Here is a 20,016-nt window from a genome sequence, read left to right on the forward strand (position 1 = left end):
AGGAACCCTTGCCCAATGACGATCCTTTTTGGTCTCATCCGCGCATTATAGTAACTCCCCATATTGCTGCTGTGGGTAACCCTAAGGAGCTAGCCGCTCGCATTGTGGATACAATCGATTGCAGTCGTGAGGGAAGACCATTGGAGAATGCAATTGATCGCAACCGGGGCTACTAAGTCTTAATTGCGTGTTGGCTCAATAGTGCTTAAGTATATGCCAAAGAAATAGTCTTTGACGATCCACTAAATCCACCTTGATTTTAAAACAAAGGAGCTATCTTATGGAAGCAACACAACCTACCCAGCCCGAGAGGGCTTTCAAATACTTTGATTTGTATGGCTCAATGCGATCGCACAAAATCATGTTAGAAGATAGCGCGAGGATGGAAGCCTATCACTCAGCTATATTCAAGAACAAGTCGGAAATGATCGCGGACAAGGTCGTCCTTGATGTCGGTACTGGAACAGGTGTATTAGCTGTTTGGGCCGCTAAAGCTGGTGCAAAACGTGTTTACGCCGTGGACGCTAGTAATGCTGCTAAACTTGCTAGACGGTTAGTTCAGTCGTCAAATGTGTCAGATGTCGTGACAATTCTCAACTCAAAAGTAGAGGAGGTGGAAATACCCGAACCCGTAGATGTAATTGTCAGCGAATGGATGGGCTGCTTTTTGCTCAAAGAATCGATGTTTGATAGCGTGGCATATGCTCGCGACAAATGGCTAAAACCAGGTGGATTGATGTTGCCTTCCCGTGCCACAATTATCCTTGGACTGTATGCACCAGATAACGATCGCGATCGCACCGATTTTGTCAGATTCAAGCTGGAAAAAGAGATAGCAGAGTGGAACGAAACGGTTACTAATCTTCAGAGTCTTGATGTGGACTATTCCATTTTCACTTCGGAGGTGGTTCAGGATTTGTCAGACTACTTTTTGACAAATAAGTACCTGGACAAAAATAAACATTACTGTATTAACTTGTGTAAAGTGGCCAAAAGTCCCTCTGCTCCCTGCTCCCTGCTCCCTGCTCCCTATGTAAAGAGTTAATTTTAGTTTTGTCCGACTACTTAGTATGCGCGTCAACTACTTGTCCCCAGACAATCTCGCCTCAGCACCACAGAAAGTGCTTGAGTTTGACTGTGCCACAGTCGATGCGACCGCACTCCTCCAGTTCAGCCAGGATTTTGAGTACACTATCAGCAAACACGCTGAAATTAAAGGGTTTCTTGGCTGGTTCACCACAGATTTTCCCAACGGAGTCGTTCTCGATACTGGGCCTGGACCAACTTACAGCCACTGGGGTCAGCAACTATACCCCCTCAAAGAGAGCTTAAAAGTTGCACCGGGCGATCGGGTAGTGGGAACAATTACTGTTAGCCGAGATCCGGATGAGCCGAGATTTAACATAATTGAGTTAAAGTACCAAGTTAATACAGGTCTAGAACAGACTGCTCTGTTCAACGTGGGCCATGTACAACATCTGGATGAAGGATCAAAAAATGTATTCGGCTGACCACTGAATGTTAAGTAGGTGGAATAGCATTAACATAAGAATAATTGAATATTTTCTGATCTACTGTCACTATAGAACAATTAGATAATCTCGCCGTTGCGACAATTATTCTATCTGCCGGGTCTTTGTGAAAATCACCTGGTAGTGATTGAGCATCAACTGCGATCGCAGGAGTGATAGAAAAAAGAATAACTCCTTCTTGTGCTAGGGCAATTTCAAACCATTCTTGAATAGATACCGGAAGAATTATCCTGCCTGCACGCTTCTAGTCTTGCTATCTCAATAAGACTTATCGTACAAACTCCTAATCCATTTGGTCTCTCATTCTCAATGACCTCACGGTGGTAACTGGTCAGTTTAGGATCGTTATGATTCCACCAAACAAAAATATGAGTGTCCAGAACAATCATAAAACTTCTCGATCGCTATTCTCCATATCCCAGTCTTCTAGAGGGATAGCTGGCTCTTCAGGATCAGCATAGTATGCGTAGGGCTGCTTGTTTGCCAATGGTAAGATAGGATATTCCTTGTCTTGATGCAAAGCGCGAGTGGGGGAAACCACGGCAGTCGCTCATGGGGGAGACCACGGCAGTCGCTCATGGGGGAAACCACGGCAGTCGCTCATGGGGGAGACCACGGCAGTCGCTCATGGGGGAAACCACGGCAGTCGCTCATGGGGGAAACCCCCAAGACCGCGCTGCCTCCCCAAGACCGCGCTGCCTCCCCAAGACCGCGCTGCCTCCCCAAGACCGCGCTGCCTCCCCAAGACCGCGCTGCCTCCCCAAGACCGCGCTGCATCGCTTAATATTTCTGAAGCAAGATCCTCTACAGACATTCGTTTTTTCGCCGCCGCTTTTATTAAAATGTCTTGAGAATTTTGACTGATTTTGATATTTGTTATAAACATATTCAATCCCTTTAAAACATTCAAACTTAATCTAATACTTGAGAAGAATAAACAGTCTTCTCAATCAAACTCAGGTGCCCAAACCTCAACAACAGGCAATTCCCACCCAGGAAGCAATTCCGGCACTTGCAGCACATCCCCATTCCCCAGCACAACTTTATCTCGATTGAGGCGATAAACCTCCATGGTGCGAGTCCTCGGATCCACTAACACCCCAACTTGAGTCCCCAATTCCAGAAATTGCTGGATTTTCCGGCGTAATTTAGCCAAACTATCAGTTCTAGATTTAACTTCAAACATCAAGTCAGGAACTAACTCCGCGTAACCTTCTGTGGTGCGAGGTAAACGTTCAGCTAGGATAAAAGAAGCATCGGGAGCGCGAACATCTCCATCTTCGTTTATCAAAACAGGGATTCACCCCATTCTGATCTGGTTTTTTTACAAAATTTAACAATTTTTTTTACCATGAAAATTAATTCTTAGGATACTATGGCTAAGTGGAAAACTTAGGAGGCAAGGAAATGAACGCTCAAAGATGGATTCCCCTAGGTTTTCTCCATTGCTGAATCAATGGGAATTAGACCTAATGAGTTAATTCGTAAGGCAGTCGATGATTAGGGTAAAATTCATACCATTGGCTGAATAAGTTGTTAGATAAGTAAATATAGAGAATGACCCAAGTCTATACCAAAGATTTTGAAATCCAATGCCCTCCCTCACAGCGCACCTGGAGAGAAATTTCCCAAAAAATTGCTGCGCTTCCCTTACCAGGTGTTCCCATTCGCTTGATTTTAACCAAGGTTGAAGGAGACACACTCACCTTTGAATCCAGCTTTATCGATACAGACAGAGAGCCGGTTTGGTCATCATTACTTGATATTAATATTCGTCAACGGGTTTCTAACCAACCATTTGTCGCAGTTAGTATTATTCCCACCGGAGTCAGAGCAGAAATTGGTGGTTTTGCGGGAGATGCTACTCCTAGTACCAATCTGTTAGCCTCCGCTTGTGACTATCTGGTCACCAATCCCAATGCCGTTACTGCGTCGGATATCTATTTCGGTCAGGATAATGTGCTTTATCTGGAAGGGAATCTGATTTGTCAGTTACTACTGGGTAATATTGGAGTGATTCCAGAAAAGCGCAAAAACATCGCAGCGATTATTGAAAAGCCAAGAGATGAGAGATTTTTAAATAATGTTATTAATGCTCTCAATGGCTTGCGCGCTGTGGGGGGAATTAATATTGATCCAGTAGTGGTAACTGGTGGCCCAGTGGAAACCGCCTGTACCTATTCCCAGTATGGTAATGCTTCCGGGGAATTTAAAGGTATGGACGAGTTGATGAAGGCTCTAGATGTGGTGGAAAGTTCTTCGGCTAGGGCGGTGGCTTTAATGACCACTTTGGAAGTAGACGATAAAATACGTCAAGCTTACTACCGAGGGGAATCTATCCCCAATCCTTGGGGCGGTGCGGAAGCAATTATGACCCACATGCTCACTAATTTTTATCCCTTTACTGCTGCCCATGCTCCCTTATTATTGGAGTGGGAACATACGGGATTTGGGAAATTAGTAGACCCTAGGGATGGAGCAGAATTAATTTCCAGTGCCTATGTTTGTTCCCCCCTCAATGGTTTAATCAATTCTCCCCGTCCGGTAAGGTTTGATACTCCCGTAGCCGCAGGGGAAACTAGGATATCGGTGGAGAATGTTTCGGCGGTGGTAATGCCAGAAACAACCGTGGGTAATATTCCGTTTTTAGCGTGTTTAGACCAAGGTGTGCCCGTAATCTTAATCAAAGATAATACCACTAAGTACGATATTACTCCTGAAAGATTGCAAATCGAAACTCAGGGCAACCCGATATATCGTGTCAATAGCTACATGGAGGCGGCGGGATTACTGTTAGCCTTACGTAATGGTATTGCAGTGGAAAGTACAATTCGCCCGATGCCGCAACTTCAGCCGATTTTTCTGTAGCAAAGCCTGAAACTTTATATTGTATAAAGCTTAGAGGAGTAAGTTTCATTTTCATGAATTGTGTTGAAAAATCCCCATTATCTTCATCATCTCAAAAGGTTCAAGTTCAATCTTGGCAGACTAGTGACAAAGGCATCGAAGTGGATTTGGTTTATAAAGTCACCAATAATTTAGATAGGGTAAGCTTACCGTGGATGTGGCTGCGAGATCACTGTCAATGTAGTGAGTGTTTCACTTCTAGTGCCCAGAGAGAATTTGATGTATTCATTGGCTGGGAGAGATTTAGCTGGGAAGACGTCCTTGTAGATACTGATACCGCAGGGCTGATAATTCAATGGCAGGATAATCACAAAAGTTACTTTTCCTATGATTGGCTATGGAGAATGCTTAATCTTGAAAACTCCGTAGCAGTAGATGAACGAAAATACTGGAGTAATGATTTACCAAGTCTTGATTATCGAAGTGTCATTGACACAGATATCGGATTAAGGCACTTGGTTGAACATCTCACCCAAGTCGGAGTCTGTAAAGTGATTGGTGCCAAGGCGAGTAAAGCTGAAGCGGCTCAACTTATGCACCGAATTGCCTATCTGCGGCAAAGTAGTTTGGGGGACATAGTCGAAATTAAACCATCAAGTAATTCCGACTATGATGAAACCCATCTTCATACCGATGGAGCTTTTAATTACGACCCACCAGGTATCAAACTGGTTCAATGCCTCGACCAAACTATTTCACCCTGGGAAATGATTTTTGTTGATGGTCTGGCGCTTGTTGACAGAATCAAAAGCGAAGCACCCCAGACTCTAAGTTTATTACAAAATAATACTGTTTCTTATCAGTACCTGAGGCAGGATATCAATCTGATTGCTTCAGATCCGATTGTGACCCTAGATAGTTATGATCGACTCAAGCGTATACGCTACAATCCGAAAGCACAACTTGCTGTTGCTGAGCAGGATTTGCCAAACAAACAAGCCTTGCAAGCTGCTTTGAAGCAGTTTGAGGCATGGGTTGAGGAGCAATCCCAACATCGAAAACTCAGCTTAAATCCAGGAGAAATGGTGCTGTGGGATAATTGGCGTGTCTTGCATGGTGGTAGTGCGATGGATGGGAATCATCACCTTGCTGTCTGTATGTCAAATATGGAAGATTTCCATAGTCGTCTGCGCGTAATTCAGAACAAATCCTATCAACGTCCAGTTCCCCAGGCTCGTGAAAAGAAAGGGGTTTAAAGTATAAAAATTTTAAGCATGACAACCTTAAGCACCATTGACAAAAGTTCGACTCCCAAAAATTTAATCCTCTGGACAGCCAACACATTTGCTAATGGGCTACCCACAGTCACTTTCAATGAAGTAATGAGTGAATCTAGGGGATTAAAAAAATGGTTAGAGAATATTGCCTGTTATGGTCTGGGAATGGTATCAAATACACCACCTAATCGTGAGTCAACCCGAGCACTGATTGAACGGGTAGCTTATATTAGGATGGATATCTTTGGCGGTTTTGCTGACTCCGATACTAGCGAACCCCATGCTGATAGCGCCTATTCCAATGGGTATCTGGCAGCCCACACCGATGGAACTTATTCCTACGACCCCCCTGGACTGATTGTATTTCACGTTCTCGATCGCGATTATATTGGTGGAGAGAGTATTTTCATAGATGGCTTCTATGCTGCCCAAACTCTCCGGGAATCATATCCTGACGCTTTCTCCTTGCTTACCAAGGTTGATATGCCAGGGCACTATTTAGAAGTTGATACCCATTTAGAAACAAGGCAACCTCTAATTAAACTTGATGCTGAAAACCAGGTAAAACGAATTCGATTCAATCACATGGATCGCGCACCTTTTTACTGGGGAGAACAAACGACACAGGTCTATGAGGCTCTTTGGGAATGGCGTAAAATTATTGATGACCCAGCCAATCAATATCGCTTTCGCCTCACTCCTGGAAATGTTCTCTTGTTTGACAACTGGCGTCTTTTGCATGGACGACTAGCTTATGAAGGGGAAAGACGCATGGTAAACTGCTATTTAAATATGGAAGACTTTGAAAGCCGACTGAGAATACTTAGAACCAATACTTAGAACAACTTTCTAGAGTAATACTTCCTATTAAAAATGCCGATGAATTCCCAAAGCGATCGAAAATCCCCAGTCAATTCCAAGATCAGAGGTCTGGCCTCAGATAATGAGGCTGGAGTCGATCCCGAAATTATGAAGGCTATCCTAGCCGCTAACCAAGGACACGCTCATGCCTATAGCGAAGATGAGTGGACGCGCTTAGCTATGGAACAATTCCATAGAAATTTTGGGGCTGATTGTCAGGTATTTTTTACTTTCGGTGGGACTGGTTCCAACGTATTCGCTTTGGCTTGTTTGTGTCGCTCTTTTGAAGCCATATTCTGTTCTAGTAAAGCACACCTCTACCATAGTGAATGTGGGGCTGTGGAGAATTTCATTGGTAGTAAGTTAGTTCCGATTGAAACCGCTGATGGGCATCTGCGACCTCAAGATATTGAAAGTTACTTGTATTGGCAAGAGGAGGTTCATGCCTCTATCCCTCGTGTGATATCCATAACCCAGTCCACGGAACTTGGAACGGTGTATCGTCCCAAGGAGATTTTAGCTTTAGTGGAATATGCCCATCAGCAGGGTATGAGGGTTCACATGGATGGCACACGTCTTGTCAATGCTGCAGCTTCACTTAATTGTTCCTTGGGTGCGCTAACGACGGAACTCGGTGTTGATGCTATATCTTTTGGTGGAACTAAAAATGGGCTTTTGATGGGAGAAGCAGTCATCTTTACTAACTCTGACCCCTCGTTATGTCGGAATTTTTCGGCTATCTGGAAACAAAGTATGCAGATGCCTTCAAAAGCTCGATTTATCGCCGCCCAGTTTTTAGCGTTACTCAAAGATGACCACTGGCTGCAAAATGCTAGCCATGAAAACAAAATGGCTAAGTATCTTGCTGAACAAGTATCTACCATACCTGAAGTTGAGATAGTATATCCTGTTGAGACCAATGCTGTCTTTGCGAAAATTCCACCTAATTGGATCGAAGCTCTGGTTAATGTTTGTCATTTTTATGTTTGGGATAGTTCTACTGGATTAGTTCGATGGATGACCAATTTCGATACTCAGCCGGAAGATATTGATCTATTTATCCGCAAGCTTTATTCTCTTTCTATGGCTTCGGTGGGATCTGAAAATGCCATTGCGTTAGAACATAAGATGTCCAGAGAACAAGGCAAAGATATTTCAGAAACAAGACCTTGGTTATCTATGATTTGTGATAGCCAAAGCACTGAGGAATTAAAAACTAATTACGATAGTTGGGCAAATACCTATGATGCAGATGTAAGAGAAGATTGGTCTTTTATGCCTGCCAACATAGCACGGACATTAAGCAAACTGCTTCCTAAGAAAGATGCCACAATCTTAGATGCTGGTGCTGGGACAGGGTTAGTGGGTGAAGCCTTAGCCCAACAGGGATATACTAATCTGACTGCTGCGGATTTGTCAGAAAAAATGCTGGCGATCGCTAAAGAGAGACAAGTATATCAAAGTCTGCATCAGTGTAATCTAGAAGATTCCCAAATTTTTAGCAATTCAGTAACTTTTGATGCTATTATTGCAGCAGGAGTTTTTGCTTATGCTCATGCTGGAGTTGCAGTTTTAAACAATCTATTCGGTATTTTAAAAGAGGAGGGAATTTTTTTATTAACCATACGGGAAGACTATCGCCGTAAAATGCAGATAGACTTAGATAAATTACCGTGGACATTAGTTAGTGAAGAGGGTTTTCCGATATATGACGAAGCCAAGTTGATGTATCTGCTTGCTTTAAAAAAAAGGAAACTTAATAACTGATATTAAGTCCAAATATACCATTTCTCTTTTAATGTGAGTAAATATCTAACATAACAGGAAAAACCATGAATAAATCAAAAATTAATCTAGGTTTAGAAGAATTAAAAAAAGAATGGGAACAAAAAGGTTTTAAATGCGAAATTTATCAAACAAATTCTGTGGAATCTTGGTCAAATCCAGGTCATAAAACTGACGAATTTATTATCCTTATAGAAGGAGAAATGGAGATTTATTTTCAAGGTCAAACTTACTATCCTCCCATTGGTGAAATATTCAAAATACCTGCTAAAGTACCTCACAAAACTAGATATGGAAATTCCACCTGTCTGTATTGGATCTATGCTTTTGATTGGCAGTGGAATGAAGATGGGGTTGGTATTGAAGAGGGGAAAATACGATCACCAAAAGTTAAATCGGGTGCATCTCATATTTGTAAAAAAGTGCCGTAGGGTGCGTGATAAGACGGACTCGCCAAGAAGCAAGCTGTAGCCAGTTTTGTGGAAGTACGTCCCGTAACGCACCACGAGGTCAAACTTCAAAAATGAGATGCACCCAGTTAAATCTGTTTGAGGAGTGATCCCAATGAAGAATCAAAGTGCTGATCAATTCATTAGATCTGATCAAGAAATCTCACAGAATAAAAGACTTGTCAAAATTTCTGATCGAGAAGATATCTGCTCCCTTCCCAAGGGGATTTGGAGACCTCTGACTGAAAACTATCATTTACAAACCTGGAAAGGGATACCAATGGACAAAAGTCCTATAGAAATTGCCCTTTATCCAATGCTGATTTACGAACTCCAACCAAAGACAATTATTGAACTTGGTGCAGATACTGGAGGAAGTGCAGTATGGTTAGCAGATCAGTTGAAGTTATTTGAGATTGAAGGTCTTGTCTACTCTGTTGATATCGATTTATCCTTACTTGATGAAAAAGCCAAAGCCCAACCCAAGATAAAATTTTTGGAAGGCGATTGTAACCAGATCGATCTGGTTTTATCGACCACACTGCTTTCTACACTTCCTCATCCTTGGTTAATCATAGAAGATGCTCATGTTAATTTAGTCGGGATACTGGATTATTTTCATAATAATGGGTTACAAAATGGAGATTATTTAATTATTGAAGACACAAATAAAGCTTTATGGGAGGCTTGGTCAGATTGGGAAGATCAAGAATTTATTGAACGGATGAAATGTAAGCTTGATTTACTCAAAAACTGGATGATTCAGCATCAAAATGAGTACTTAATTGATACTTACTATCAAGATTTGTTTGGTTATAACGGCTCGAAGAATTGGAATTCGATGTTAAAAAGGATGTAAATAACAATGACTAACAAATCTAGAATAAACGAAATAATAAACGATTTGCAAAAAAAGAGGTTTAAGTGTAAAGTTTCTATTGATGACTTAGAAGATTAGGTAGTCCTGCATAGTGATGCTGGGTGGGGGCTGAAACCCTCACCATACCGTTACCGATATCATTACAATGCACCACTACCCATTTCCCCTACGAAGGATAAAAACTACTCTTTTCATTGCTTAAAGTCTGTAGTTAAAAGTGGTTATTCAATCCGCAGTCGATGTTCATAAAGTCTTTGGTAATAAGGTAAACAGTAGTCATAGGCCTGCTTCAAGTGTTCATTGTTTTCAACACTAACGTAATTTTTTCTGTCCCTTTCTTTAAATTCCCGACTCGATTGTAAGTAAGTGTGCCAATCTCCTTCCCATGGAAGAGTCCATATTTTAGAGCATATCTTAGGATCCCATTTTAACGCTTGGGGCATAAACGGAATTCCTACAGCATCACAGTAAGCTTTAATCGTGGCCTCTGGTTTTTGTACCAAGTCATCTGAGTCAATGAGGGGGGGGACTTGTCCCAGAAAGGCTTTGGTGACTTCAAACAATTGGTAAAGTTCTGCATACCCAGTTTCACTTAAGTGGAAGTCAGGCCAACCGGCAAATAGAGAAGGAAGGCTTTTGGCAGGATGGCGAATAAGGAAAGTGTGGTTAAAGTGGGATAAAAAAGCTTCATCGGCTCGCTCGTAAATATATAAAGCCATATCTTTAATAAAGACAGGTTGGCTTTGAGCCTTATTGATTAGGTCTTGGAATAGGGGTTGAAAATTATAAGCTGGATTAATCTCAGCTTTTGCACAGCGATCAGATTTCCTTTCCTCGCTACCGAAATAGTATAGGCTAAAGGGTTCATGAAGAACAATAAAGTCTCCCCTTGCTTGCATCATCATTTTAAAAGCGGTGGATGTTGATCGAAAAGTTGTCCATAATACCAAAATTTTTTTCATGGCTAGATCTCAATAGTAGATGTTAGAGTCAATGCCTCTGTTACCAGAGGACAGTTTATAAGGAGCACGTCAGTTTAGGATCGTTCTGATTCCACCAAACAAAAATATGAGTGTCCAGAAAAATCATAAAACCTCTTCAGAACTCTTCTCCATATCCCAGTCTTCTAGAGGGATAGCTGGCTCTTCAGGATCGGCATAGTATGCGTAGGGCTGCTTGTTTGCCAATGGTAAGATAGGATATTCCTTGTCTTGATGCAATAGCGAGTGGGGGAAACCCCCGCGTGAAGGCGCTGCATCGCTTTTGACTTCACCAATAGTGGCAATTCCGGAAAGCTTATTTTGAATAGCTTCATTGTCTTGATGCAATAGCGAGTGGGGGAGACCCCCGCGTGAAGGCGCTGCATCGCTTAATATTTCTGAAGCCATATCCTCTACAGACATTCGTTTTTCCGCCGCCGCTTTTCTCAAAATTTCTTGAGACTTTTGACTAATATTGACATTCGTTATAATCATATAAAATACCTTTTAAACATTCAAAATTAACGTAATACCTTAGAATAATAAACTGGTTTTATCAATCAAATTCAGGAGCCCAAACTTCCACTACAGACAATTCCCACCCAGGAAGTAATTCCGGTACTTCCAGCACATCCCCATCCCCCAGCACAACCTTATCTCGATTAAAGCAATAAACTTCCATGGTGCGAGTTCTCGGATCCACTAACACCCCAACTTGAGTTCCCAATTCCAGAAATTGCTGGATCTTCCGGCGTAATTTAGCCAAACTGCCACTCTTAGATTTAACTTCAAACATCAAGTCAGGAACTAACTCCGCGTAACCTTCTGTAGTGCGAGGTAAACGTTCAGCTAGGATAAAAGAAGCATCGGGTGTGCGGACATCTCCATCTTCGTTAGGTAAACGAAAACCACCACTAGAAGCAGTTACCCTGCCTAGTCTACGAGGTCGTACCCAGTTTGATAACTGGGCAACAATTGCAGCAGCTACTTGATCTGATTCTATACCTGAAGGACTCATAACAATAATTTCTCCAGCCACTAGTTCCATCTGATAATCAGGATGTTCAGCTTGCAGTTTTTCTAAGTCTTTTACTGTTAAACCAGTTGAGTCTTGGAGGTAACATCCACTTCAATGGCTAGATCTGGCGGTGGGTCAAGGGTAAGATCGACGCGCCCCTTGTCTCGGATTCTAGCGTGGTTTTGGATGTAGAAGCATTGATCCGGTTCAATGCCACTGTCCATATTTTCTCCCTTGAAGGTAGTGGAACCAAAGCACTCGCAGTCGATTTCTAACTGATCAAGCAAAATTTTAACCAAATCACCGAGCAGTTCTTTATCGACTTCGTGTTCTGGGGTAGGCATTCTGATTTCTAAGGTTCCGTGGCTATAGGCAATACGGGCAGAGCGATGTTCCCCTAGTTCTTCTAGAACAGACTCAAATTCAGCCCACTCTAGGTTATGAATCAACAGTCTTTGGCCTGGGGGAACGGTAAGTTGTTGGAGTAGGAGAGTAACAGCCATACAGTAATCGGTTTTGATTCCCAATTTTTCCAAGAGGTCTAGTCTGATTTTAGGCAACTAAGGCATAGCTACCGTTAGTTAGAGTGCTCTTGGAGCCAGTTGAGTAAATCCTCACTGGTCTTAAAATCCCAGATTGCTTCTGATAAGCGTTCTAGGTCTTGGGAATTCAAGGCTTCAAGCAATGCGAAGGCATTACTTGTTAGTTTTCCAAAGCGGCGCTCAAGCTGTCGCAATAGTAAGCTTCTTTCACCTTCTAATCTGCCCTCTTCTCTGCCCTCTTCTCTGCCCTCTTCTCTGCCCTCTTCTCGTCCTTCTTCTATTCCCTCTTCTCGTCCTTCCCTTTTCGCTAGACTCAATGCACCTCGCCTATCCTCCCAGAACATCTCCTGTTTGCGGATCTTTTCCAATTCTGACACACTCAACCCCGCTTGATTGGCTATAGTTAAAGCTTGTTCCAGCTGTGGTATTTCCCTCATCTGATCAGGAATAACTTCTAAGCTGGGAGCATCTTTGATAAAATAGATCCACTTATCTACCAAACTTTCTAACTCTTCCAGCTGCTTAGTAAATTTGGGAAGTTCCACAAACACCATTTTTAACTCATTTTCCTGATAAGGCAAGTGGTCTTCTTCTTCTTGAAAGTAAAAACTGCTAATGACTTTCTCTGTTGAAGGGAACAGCTTAAAATCAGTGATAGTTAAAGCAATGACCGGATTGAGATCGAAATATCCCTGTCCGGATTTAAGTTGATTCCCGTAGGTTTTGCACAAATTATAAACGACTCGCTTCTCGAAAGCCTCTACATTCCAGAGTTGCATTTCAATGATAACAGTCGTTCCATTCTCTAATACTGCCTTAACATCCAGATAGGTGTCTTTTAAATCAACCACATCCCCCGCACTGTAGGGGTCAATAATTTCTAAATCCTGGATGACAGAATTACCGGAGTAAATCATGGCATTAAGGAAGGAAATCAGAATATCTTTACTCTGATCTGATCCAAAGATTTTCTTGAAAGCAAAGTCAGTTTTAGGACTAATGAATCTCATGGTTTTACAGGGTTAATTAAACCGTTTAGTTGTTAGTTAATTTTTTGTAAGCATTCAGCTATTAGCTAATGCGCTACGGAACTTTTGAATAAAAAAGGTAAGGATTGGTTTAATCTGAGTTAAGTCCCAGCGTCGTTCGCACAGCGTGGCCATTCGCGTAGCGTGGCCGTTCGCGTAGCGTGGCCAAAAGGCCAAAAGGCCAAGGCCAAAGCCTGTGCCACTGCTGACTGCTGCTGAACGCTGAACGCTGACTACTGAATGCTTATAATTTATTTACCTTTATAGTAACAGTTTTGGCTGGGCTTGTTGGCACCATAATTAGTTATATAGCGAGCGCTTTTCAAAAAGGTGATGGACAAATTTTGGCGTTGCATAAATACGGGATTATTTTAATAGTTTTGTGGCATGGGCATCTTGCCGTGCCATGGGTATCTGGCTGTGGAACGGGCATCTTGCTGTGGAACGGGCATCTTGCCTGTTTCATTTTTCAGGTGCGCAGGATGCCCATGCCACTCATATTAATCCCTTGATTCAGAAGCGATGCAGCGCGGTCTTGGGGGTTTCCCCCATGAGCGACTGCATCAAGACAATGCCGTATCCCCAAGAGAGATCCGGTGGGTTGCTGAAAAGCCAGGATTGATAATCGTGATTTTTTTGGCATCATGGAAGTAGCTCCTATTTAGGTGGGAGGAAAACCGCGCTGGAGATGATTAACGGCCATGACCAGCGCGGTTATTAGTTTCAGTCGTCACCTTCTATAGTATAGATAAATCCTCAAAAAAATGCAAGGGTAAATAAAAATATTTTACATTTATTTACAATTAGTTTTATTAACAATTTATAGACTCAATTATGTATAATTTATTGACATAATTTTTTTAATTAACTGAGCTACAAATTCTTGGTTTTTAGGGAGCAGGAATCCCCTCTAACTCCAGGGCTGTTTCTTGCGTCGGACTCAAATGTAATTGGTGGGGAGGTGGGGAGATAGGGAGATAGGGAGATAGGGAGTAGGGAGTAGCGATGCATCGCTATTCTAACCTTAATTTTTATCATTAAGATTAGTTTATTGATCATAAAATGTGGAGCTGAAACTTTTATTTGATGGTGCTTTCGCCAGAAGCCGTTAAAAGTCAGCTTATAACCACAAGTACGGTAGAGCCAGCAGGACTTACAAGAAATCTAACCAACAGCAAATCCATCATATTGACGCTTGAACTACCCCACCCTTTAGAGGGATGGGGATTCCCAGGCACAGTCGTGCGCGACTGTTGTCTCCGTGGGCGTAACTTTCCTTCGCACCGAAGGTAGCTGGGCAGGGTCAATTCCCAGTTTTTTGAGACCCTTATTTCTGATATTTACTCCGCCATTTATATCAGCATCATCGTGATACCCACATTCAGTACAGACAAATTTCTCCCCACTTCGGTTGTCTGCACTGGTGTGATGGCATTTTGGACATTCTTGGGATGTATGTCTGGGGTTTATCTTGATTACTGGAATGCCTGACTTTGCAGCCACGACTTCTACCTTTTTGATCAGTTCTCCCCAGGCAGCATCAGAGATCACACGGTTGAGCCCCTTTTTAGCAGATTGTCCGTTGTGATCATAACCACCATTTTCATTGGGCTTAGGCTTACAACGGGATTTCATTCCCCTGATATTTAAATCCTCAAATATCAGGGCGTCTGTGCCATCGGTTAACTGCTTTGCAATCTCCCAATGGCATGCAGAACGCTTGTTGGTTATTTTCTCGTGTAAATAGGCAACCTTACCAAATAATTTCTTGCGATTATTAGATCCTTTTTTCTTTCGACTTGCAGCTCTTTGCCTGAGTTTTAAACGTCTTGCTTGACGCTTAAATTTATTGGTATTAGCCGGATTTACGATAGTCTCCCCGTCAGAAGTACTAACCAGCTTTTTAATCCCAAGATCACATCCCTTAACACGATCTGGTCTAATCTCGTTGGCTGTTTTAACCGGAGACAATGGAACTGACTTGTTTTCAATTTGAAGACTGACAAACCAACCCCGAGATTTTCTGCGTACGGTTACAGATTTTATGGTGAAACCGTCTGGTATAGGACGGGAATTGTAAAAGCCCATCCAGCCAATCCCAGGTAAATAGATTCCATCGCCGTCTAGTTTTACCTGACCCGGGGAATATTTGAAGCTCCGATAGCGAGAACGCCTCTTAGGTCTAGGGTACTTAGCCTCCCCTTTAAAGAATTTTGTGAAAGCAGTATCCAACTGTCTTAACATTTGTTGTAAAACAGTTGAGTGAATTTTTTTATACCAAGGACGTTGCTTCTTTAGCACAGGAAGAGCTGAGCTTTGAATCTCGTAAGCATTACGCCTAGGATTTTTCTGGCTCTTTTTCCATGGATAGCCAACAGAGCTCGATTTGCTTACCGAACAAGTAAGCGGGCACGCTTCTCCATCACTCCTGAGATCGCAGAAATTCCCCAGTTTTGGAGATCTGGCTTGCTCATAGGAATCATTCCTGTCTCTCAACAAATAATTATATTGAGCTAACAACATGTCTAGCCATTCAACCATGGTGGCTTTTTGCTGAGGACTAGGCTTGAGTTTGTAGACATAACCCAGTTGCATAGAATCGACCTATTTGCTGTGCTATTTTAATTATATATTCCCGAAATTAATATGACAATAAAATGGTAAAACAAAAATCTAGAATAGTAGGACGTCCCTGTCTTTATGAGGAACCAAAAACAACACACACCATCAAGGCAACAAATACAGCTTGGAACGGATTAAAGCAGTTAGCAGCTAAAGCAGACTTGAGTTTGTATGAGTATCTAGAATTACTGGGGAGAACCGGTGTATTACCTGGTTGATAAATTGTAGCTTACGCCATTTGAGAAGGAAAATTCATCCCGGAGACAAAACCTTAGGATAGTGGAGCCTTAATCAAAAAGTTTTAACCAAAGGTGCGCTTTCCGTTCGCCGTAGGCGACGCTTTCGGCAAAGCCGACGCTGCGCTTTCCGTAGGCGAATTTAATTCGCCTACGGAAAACGCACCATTACGGTCTTGGGGCTTTCCCCCATGAGCAACTGCATCAAGACAATGATCTTGCTCAGGATCGAAGAATTTATAGACTTTGATATCTTCATTGGCTAGCTTAACCAGACTATGCTTTTTCAATATTTCTTGAATCAGACGACGATACTGAATTAACTTATCCACTGCAAAATTACCTCCTGATTTGGATCATATAGCAATAGGTGTATTTGAGATTCTTGAATCGTTTGTTGTGCGAAAGCTTGAGATGAATGCTGCGTAAGTATTCAGCCGTCAGCCGTCAGCCGTCAGCAGTGAACTTATTTTATTCAAAAGCACCTCGAGTAGCACCATCTGTAGCGCATAAAATGTTGGCCTAGCCTGACCTACGGCCAATAGCTGATAGCTGATAGCTGATAGCTGATAGCTGATAGCTGATAGCTGAATGCTTACAATGCTGCTGGCTAACGTTTTCCTACAAAGCCAGCTTGAAAATCTGCTCTGGGGATAATTTGAACTGGGGAAAAGTCGGGGAAACAATGGGAGTATTTCCCGTAAAGGGCGTCATCTGATATTCGCCGTCAACCAAACTACAAACAAAAAATGTGGGTTGCTTGGGGTTGCCAATAAATTTTCTCGCCCCCAATGCTGCATAATCGATAATCCAATATTCCTCGATGCCCATCTCTTCTCTTCGAGACGCTACGCGAACATAATCTCGAAGTTTATTGTAGTAATCGTCACGCCAATTAGTTGAAACAACCTCGACGATTAATTTGACTGAATCAGGATTTTGAATAATTGATTCGCTTTCCCAGCGAGATTCAGCCTCCATAACGTCTTGGTTCAAAACAATAATGTCCGGTTCATAACCTGAGTTTTCCCGTTTTGGTTTAACAATTGACTCTCTAGGAATAGTCCAAATACCTCCTTTATCTATCTGCCTAATAACTATCAATAATTGCTCAATCAGGGAACCGGTTAGATTTGAATGTTTACCCTTTGGCTTGGGCATTTCAATAATTACTCCATCATGTAGCTCGTAACGGACTGCTGAGTTTTCGGGATACCAGCTGATAAATTCATCAAAGCTGTATAATTTGGGTTCGGCTTTGGATTGAGTCATAGATCGTTATTCTTGAAGCTGAAATTTCTGGTGACAAAATGACACCATTCTGTTATAGTAAAAGAAATTGAATAATAAATTCAGATGGCAAGTACCACCCCTAATGATACTCGCGTGACAGCTAGGCTTCCTGCATCGGTCAAAGATACGTAAGCATTCAGCTATCAGCCGTCAGCCGTCAGCTAATCAACAGGAGGTAGTAAGCAATCTGGGCGGTGCTGGTAGGCCTGATTGAAAATCCCTGCTCGTTTTACTCATCCGACCTCGCTCAGTTAAAGCGCCTGCTAGCACCTCAAGTAGCACCATCTGTAGGGCTTAAGCTGTTCGCGTAGCGTGGCCGTAGGCCTTTAGCTGATAGCTGACGGCTGAATACTTACGGCTGCGGATTTAACAGGGGCAACCTTAAATCAATTTATGGTTCAGGCTCAGGTGAAAGAAGCCCAAAAAGTGATTAATACAGAACAGGTGATTCACTTATCACCCCAAGATGGGGATAGAATTTTTAGTCTGATTGAAAATCCGCCTGCCCCTAATAAGCATTTACAAGAAGCTATCCAACGTCATCAGGCTTTTTTCAGTGAAAAAGATTGAAATTATCGCTTATTATGAGGGATACGGGTTTGAAGGAACTAAAGAGCATCAATTATTGTTGTTTTTACCTTTATCTAGTTTAGGTAGTGCTTGACAAGCCAGGAAAAGAAATAGAATCGATTAAATCTCAAAAATAGAACTTTCCAGAAGATCGATAACTGCTGAAACCGCTGTTTGCACCGCTCCTTGAACTGAAGCATGATTAATTGCCAAGTGTTCCCCTGCAAAGAAAACACGAGGATTATCTACTGGATAAGCTTGACCGAGTAATGGTTGATATTTCTCCCGATCCCCTGGAGCAAAATAGGCATAAGAACCAGAACCAGACTGATTATCTTCATCCCAGATACTATGAATAATATCATCGGTATAGTCTTTAATATCAGGATGCAGTTGGGAAACTTCGTCTAGGGTTAAATCGGTTTTAGCTGTTTCCTCTAAAGTTCTAAATTTTCTGGAATTATCTTCCCAGCGATAAGCAGCCGTTAATACTGATGGCTGATAAGAAATATCCTTATCTTTAGCAACAATATGAGGTTGAGAAAGCTTGGTTGAGTCTAATTGAGCATTATCAGAAGGATACCAACACTTTTCGAAATTTAAATCCGTAAAGCTACCACCCCCATAAACATGATCGGCAAATTCCCAAGGACGAGCGGTACAGTGTAATAGAGTTTTACTGGCACTGCAATACCCCAAATTGTTAATCGCTTCCCGTTGTTGGCTAGGTAAACTAGGCTCAAAATTAATCTGAGCCAGAGCAGTAGCAGGAATAGTACAGATAATATAGTCAAATTCTGCGATTTGTTGCTGATCCAGCTTATTCCAGACAAGGCGAACCCCTCTATCGGTCATTTCTATATTTGTTACTCTGGCTTCAGTCTGGATTGTGCCTGATATGCTTTTAACCAAAGCCTTAATTAAGGTTTCCAGTCCTCCGATTAGTTCATATTGTTCTACTCGATGCCAGGCAAAGAAATCAATTAAACCATTTAACAGAGATACTTTGTCGTAATGAATGGCTCCAGTAGCATGACCGAGTAAGTCAAAAGCATCAGCAGAAAGATGACTGCGAAAATAGTCGGTAACCGTTAGGGTATCCCATTTTATAACTTGATCACTGGTAAAAGTGGGCGCAAATAACTCCCATTTATCTTTTTCAGTCAAAGAATCGATTAATTCTTCCAATAATTGGTCGTAAATTACCCCTGGGTCTTGTTGCTCATCAGGGTTTAAATTGTAAACAGCAAACAACTCTTGGTAATTATCTAAACGAGTTTTATTACCCCGTAGATAATAAAAAGCGGCGGGATTGTAATTAATAAAAGGTCTTTTTGGTAAATTAAATTTATCTATATAGTGTAAAGTGCAGCCATGACTAGTAGGAATTCGCATTGCGCCTAATTCCCCATAAGTGCCATCACTAAAATAATGAGTCTTAATTCTTCCTCCGAGGCGAGAATCAGCTTCTAATACAGTAACTTGATGGTTGAGTTGACTCAGTTCGTAAGCACTTACGAGTCCTGCAATTCCTCCACCGATAATCGCAATTCGTTTGCGAGTACCACCTTGATCGTAGGGACTAAGGGAACCAGGATGACGATACAGGCGCTCAAAGGAAAAAGGTTCCTCTAACTCTTGTGTATGGCGGTAAGGGTTAAACATCGAGCGTTATCCGAAATTAGGGCTTAGACTGATTTTCCCTTAAAAATGTCTTCCCGTAGCGGCTCAATGCTCGCGCATCGCGTTTTTTGAGGGATAACTCCCCTAACTAGTTAACCATTACCAGGGGATTACTCCCCAGACTTGTAAGCATTCAGCTATCAGCGTGTCGCGTATCAGCGTGTCGCGTATCAGCTTTTGAATAAGCGATGCAGCGCCTTCACGCGGGGGTTTCCACGGGGCTTACAGCGATGCAGAGGTGCGACCCGTGGCGAATTTAATTCTTAATGCGGAAAACGCACCATTACGGTCTTGGGGAGGCAGCGCGGTCTTGGGGAGGCAGCGCGGTCTTGGGGAGGCAGCGCGGTCTTGGGGAGGCAGCGCGGTCTTGGGGAGGCAGCGCGGTCTTGGGGAGGCAGCGCGGTCTTGGGGAG

Annotated in this window: 21 protein-coding genes and 3 pseudogenes; 11 read left to right on the plus strand and 13 right to left on the minus strand. The window is 42.4% G+C overall.

All coding sequences use genetic code 11. The features are described 5' to 3' along the window. The first annotated feature begins 280 nt into the window (after positions 1 to 280). Together F6K64_RS35930 and F6K64_RS35935 are read left to right on the plus strand one after the other, a co-directional pair. Positions 281 to 1,045 carry a methyltransferase domain-containing protein gene (locus F6K64_RS35930; RefSeq protein WP_008188138.1) on the plus strand — a complete coding sequence of 255 codons (765 nt, stop codon included), beginning with the start codon at positions 281 to 283 and terminating at the stop codon, positions 1,043 to 1,045. A 25-nt stretch (positions 1,046 to 1,070) separates the two neighbouring features. After that, positions 1,071 to 1,511, plus strand: coding sequence for a hypothetical protein (locus tag F6K64_RS35935; RefSeq protein WP_008188139.1), 441 nt, complete (start codon positions 1,071 to 1,073; stop codon positions 1,509 to 1,511). Between the two features lie 10 nt (positions 1,512 to 1,521). On the opposite strand, the gene F6K64_RS35940 is transcribed toward F6K64_RS35935, so the two are convergent. The 4 genes and pseudogenes from F6K64_RS35940 to F6K64_RS35955 all read right to left on the minus strand — a co-directional run. Continuing rightward, a complete protein-coding gene (locus F6K64_RS35940) occupies positions 1,522 to 1,761 on the minus strand; it encodes a type II toxin-antitoxin system VapC family toxin (RefSeq protein WP_324293511.1) in 240 nt (79 codons plus the stop codon). Between the two features lie 156 nt (positions 1,762 to 1,917). Further along, the gene (locus F6K64_RS35945) at positions 1,918 to 2,073 is read right to left on the minus strand and encodes a hypothetical protein (protein ID WP_008188141.1); all 156 of its coding nucleotides are present in this window, start codon (positions 2,071 to 2,073) and stop codon (positions 1,918 to 1,920) included. An 84-nt stretch (positions 2,074 to 2,157) separates the two neighbouring features. Then, a complete protein-coding gene (locus F6K64_RS35950) occupies positions 2,158 to 2,418 on the minus strand; it encodes a hypothetical protein (protein ID WP_287267860.1) in 261 nt (86 codons plus the stop codon). A gap of 60 nt (positions 2,419 to 2,478) precedes the next feature. After that, positions 2,479 to 2,823 (minus strand): annotated as a pseudogene (locus F6K64_RS35955) (Uma2 family endonuclease); the annotation flags it as partial. Between the two features lie 266 nt (positions 2,824 to 3,089). Here F6K64_RS35955 and F6K64_RS35960 point away from each other — a divergent pair. The 6 genes from F6K64_RS35960 (at position 3,090) to F6K64_RS35985 (ending at position 9,610) form a co-directional block, all read left to right on the plus strand. After that, positions 3,090 to 4,400 carry a DUF3326 domain-containing protein gene (locus tag F6K64_RS35960; RefSeq protein WP_008188144.1) on the plus strand — a complete coding sequence of 437 codons (1,311 nt, stop codon included), beginning with the start codon at positions 3,090 to 3,092 and terminating at the stop codon, positions 4,398 to 4,400. Between the two features lie 53 nt (positions 4,401 to 4,453). Next, on the plus strand, positions 4,454 to 5,635 hold the full coding sequence (locus F6K64_RS35965; protein WP_008188145.1) for a TauD/TfdA family dioxygenase: 1,182 nt from the start codon (positions 4,454 to 4,456) through the stop codon (positions 5,633 to 5,635). Positions 5,636 to 5,653: 18 nt separating this feature from the next. Continuing rightward, a complete protein-coding gene (locus F6K64_RS35970) occupies positions 5,654 to 6,496 on the plus strand; it encodes a TauD/TfdA family dioxygenase (RefSeq protein ID WP_008188146.1) in 843 nt (280 codons plus the stop codon). A gap of 33 nt (positions 6,497 to 6,529) precedes the next feature. After that, a complete protein-coding gene (locus F6K64_RS35975) occupies positions 6,530 to 8,284 on the plus strand; it encodes a beta-eliminating lyase-related protein (protein WP_287267861.1) in 1,755 nt (584 codons plus the stop codon). A gap of 65 nt (positions 8,285 to 8,349) precedes the next feature. After that, positions 8,350 to 8,733 carry a cupin domain-containing protein gene (locus tag F6K64_RS35980; RefSeq protein WP_008188148.1) on the plus strand — a complete coding sequence of 128 codons (384 nt, stop codon included), beginning with the start codon at positions 8,350 to 8,352 and terminating at the stop codon, positions 8,731 to 8,733. Between the two features lie 133 nt (positions 8,734 to 8,866). Beyond that, positions 8,867 to 9,610 (plus strand): CmcI family methyltransferase, encoded by a 744-nt coding sequence (locus tag F6K64_RS35985; protein WP_008188149.1) that lies wholly within the window; start codon positions 8,867 to 8,869, stop codon positions 9,608 to 9,610. A 242-nt stretch (positions 9,611 to 9,852) separates the two neighbouring features. Here the strand turns inward: F6K64_RS35985 and F6K64_RS35990 are convergent, their stop codons facing one another. From F6K64_RS35990 to F6K64_RS36010, 5 genes and pseudogenes are all read right to left on the minus strand, one after another. After that, on the minus strand, positions 9,853 to 10,593 hold the full coding sequence (locus tag F6K64_RS35990; RefSeq protein WP_008188150.1) for a sulfotransferase-like domain-containing protein: 741 nt from the start codon (positions 10,591 to 10,593) through the stop codon (positions 9,853 to 9,855). Positions 10,594 to 10,716: 123 nt separating this feature from the next. Further along, positions 10,717 to 11,106 carry a hypothetical protein gene (locus tag F6K64_RS35995; RefSeq protein WP_008188151.1) on the minus strand — a complete coding sequence of 130 codons (390 nt, stop codon included), beginning with the start codon at positions 11,104 to 11,106 and terminating at the stop codon, positions 10,717 to 10,719. Positions 11,107 to 11,167: 61 nt separating this feature from the next. Beyond that, a complete protein-coding gene (locus F6K64_RS36000) occupies positions 11,168 to 11,659 on the minus strand; it encodes a Uma2 family endonuclease (RefSeq protein WP_008188152.1) in 492 nt (163 codons plus the stop codon). Between the two features lie 53 nt (positions 11,660 to 11,712). Continuing rightward, positions 11,713 to 12,132 (minus strand): annotated as a pseudogene (locus tag F6K64_RS36005) (Uma2 family endonuclease); the annotation flags it as partial. A gap of 74 nt (positions 12,133 to 12,206) precedes the next feature. Next, positions 12,207 to 13,181, minus strand: coding sequence for an Rpn family recombination-promoting nuclease/putative transposase (locus F6K64_RS36010; protein ID WP_008188154.1), 975 nt, complete (start codon positions 13,179 to 13,181; stop codon positions 12,207 to 12,209). Between the two features lie 400 nt (positions 13,182 to 13,581). Here F6K64_RS36010 and F6K64_RS36015 point away from each other — a divergent pair, with 400 nt between their 5' ends. Further along, positions 13,582 to 13,821 carry a hypothetical protein gene (locus F6K64_RS36015; protein ID WP_287256723.1) on the plus strand — a complete coding sequence of 80 codons (240 nt, stop codon included), beginning with the start codon at positions 13,582 to 13,584 and terminating at the stop codon, positions 13,819 to 13,821. Positions 13,822 to 14,411: 590 nt separating this feature from the next. On the opposite strand, the gene F6K64_RS36020 is transcribed toward F6K64_RS36015, so the two are convergent. Beyond that, the gene (locus F6K64_RS36020; RefSeq protein WP_008188155.1) at positions 14,412 to 15,794 is read right to left on the minus strand and encodes an RNA-guided endonuclease InsQ/TnpB family protein; all 1,383 of its coding nucleotides are present in this window, start codon (positions 15,792 to 15,794) and stop codon (positions 14,412 to 14,414) included. 62 nt (positions 15,795 to 15,856) lie between these two features. Here F6K64_RS36020 and F6K64_RS36025 point away from each other — a divergent pair, with 62 nt between their 5' ends. Further along, on the plus strand, positions 15,857 to 16,039 hold the full coding sequence (locus F6K64_RS36025) for a hypothetical protein (RefSeq protein WP_008188156.1): 183 nt from the start codon (positions 15,857 to 15,859) through the stop codon (positions 16,037 to 16,039). A gap of 83 nt (positions 16,040 to 16,122) precedes the next feature. Here F6K64_RS36025 and F6K64_RS36030 read toward each other — a convergent pair whose 3' ends face one another. Both F6K64_RS36030 and F6K64_RS36035 read right to left on the minus strand, forming a co-directional pair. Next, on the minus strand, positions 16,123 to 16,389 hold the full coding sequence (locus F6K64_RS36030) for an element excision factor XisI family protein (RefSeq protein WP_287267862.1): 267 nt from the start codon (positions 16,387 to 16,389) through the stop codon (positions 16,123 to 16,125). A gap of 289 nt (positions 16,390 to 16,678) precedes the next feature. Continuing rightward, positions 16,679 to 17,329 (minus strand): Uma2 family endonuclease, encoded by a 651-nt coding sequence (locus F6K64_RS36035; RefSeq protein ID WP_008188158.1) that lies wholly within the window; start codon positions 17,327 to 17,329, stop codon positions 16,679 to 16,681. Positions 17,330 to 17,707: 378 nt separating this feature from the next. On the opposite strand from F6K64_RS36035, the pseudogene F6K64_RS36040 reads away from it, so the two are divergent. Further along, positions 17,708 to 17,920, plus strand: a pseudogene (locus tag F6K64_RS36040) (type II toxin-antitoxin system TacA family antitoxin); the annotation flags it as partial. Between the two features lie 120 nt (positions 17,921 to 18,040). Here the strand turns inward: F6K64_RS36040 and F6K64_RS36045 are convergent. Beyond that, the gene (locus tag F6K64_RS36045; protein WP_008188161.1) at positions 18,041 to 19,585 is read right to left on the minus strand and encodes a flavin monoamine oxidase family protein; all 1,545 of its coding nucleotides are present in this window, start codon (positions 19,583 to 19,585) and stop codon (positions 18,041 to 18,043) included. Between the last annotated feature and the right edge of the window lie 431 nt (positions 19,586 to 20,016).

It is taken from the genome of Moorena sp. SIO3A2, from assembly GCF_010672265.1.
GTDB classification, from domain to species: domain Bacteria; phylum Cyanobacteriota; class Cyanobacteriia; order Cyanobacteriales; family Coleofasciculaceae; genus Moorena; species Moorena producens.

Bases quoted from the DNA above. Each gene is read 5' to 3' on its own strand.
- F6K64_RS35930 (WP_008188138.1), top strand. From the start codon at position 281: ATGGAAGCAACACAACCTACCCAGCCCGAGAGGGCTTTCAAATACTTT.
- F6K64_RS35935 (WP_008188139.1), top strand. From the start codon at position 1,071: ATGCGCGTCAACTACTTGTCCCCAGACAATCTCGCCTCAGCACCACAG.
- F6K64_RS35950 (WP_287267860.1), bottom strand. From the start codon at position 2,418: ATGTTTATAACAAATATCAAAATCAGTCAAAATTCTCAAGACATTTTA.
- F6K64_RS35960 (WP_008188144.1), top strand. From the start codon at position 3,090: ATGACCCAAGTCTATACCAAAGATTTTGAAATCCAATGCCCTCCCTCA.
- F6K64_RS35965 (WP_008188145.1), top strand. From the start codon at position 4,454: ATGAATTGTGTTGAAAAATCCCCATTATCTTCATCATCTCAAAAGGTT.
- F6K64_RS35970 (WP_008188146.1), top strand. From the start codon at position 5,654: ATGACAACCTTAAGCACCATTGACAAAAGTTCGACTCCCAAAAATTTA.
- F6K64_RS35975 (WP_287267861.1), top strand. From the start codon at position 6,530: ATGCCGATGAATTCCCAAAGCGATCGAAAATCCCCAGTCAATTCCAAG.
- F6K64_RS35980 (WP_008188148.1), top strand. From the start codon at position 8,350: ATGAATAAATCAAAAATTAATCTAGGTTTAGAAGAATTAAAAAAAGAA.
- F6K64_RS35985 (WP_008188149.1), top strand. From the start codon at position 8,867: ATGAAGAATCAAAGTGCTGATCAATTCATTAGATCTGATCAAGAAATC.
- F6K64_RS35990 (WP_008188150.1), bottom strand. From the start codon at position 10,593: ATGAAAAAAATTTTGGTATTATGGACAACTTTTCGATCAACATCCACC.
- F6K64_RS35995 (WP_008188151.1), bottom strand. From the start codon at position 11,106: ATGATTATAACGAATGTCAATATTAGTCAAAAGTCTCAAGAAATTTTG.
- F6K64_RS36000 (WP_008188152.1), bottom strand. From the start codon at position 11,659: ATGGAACTAGTGGCTGGAGAAATTATTGTTATGAGTCCTTCAGGTATA.
- F6K64_RS36010 (WP_008188154.1), bottom strand. From the start codon at position 13,181: ATGAGATTCATTAGTCCTAAAACTGACTTTGCTTTCAAGAAAATCTTT.
- F6K64_RS36020 (WP_008188155.1), bottom strand. From the start codon at position 15,794: ATGCAACTGGGTTATGTCTACAAACTCAAGCCTAGTCCTCAGCAAAAA.
- F6K64_RS36025 (WP_008188156.1), top strand. From the start codon at position 15,857: ATGGTAAAACAAAAATCTAGAATAGTAGGACGTCCCTGTCTTTATGAG.
- F6K64_RS36035 (WP_008188158.1), bottom strand. From the start codon at position 17,329: ATGACTCAATCCAAAGCCGAACCCAAATTATACAGCTTTGATGAATTT.
- F6K64_RS36045 (WP_008188161.1), bottom strand. From the start codon at position 19,585: ATGTTTAACCCTTACCGCCATACACAAGAGTTAGAGGAACCTTTTTCC.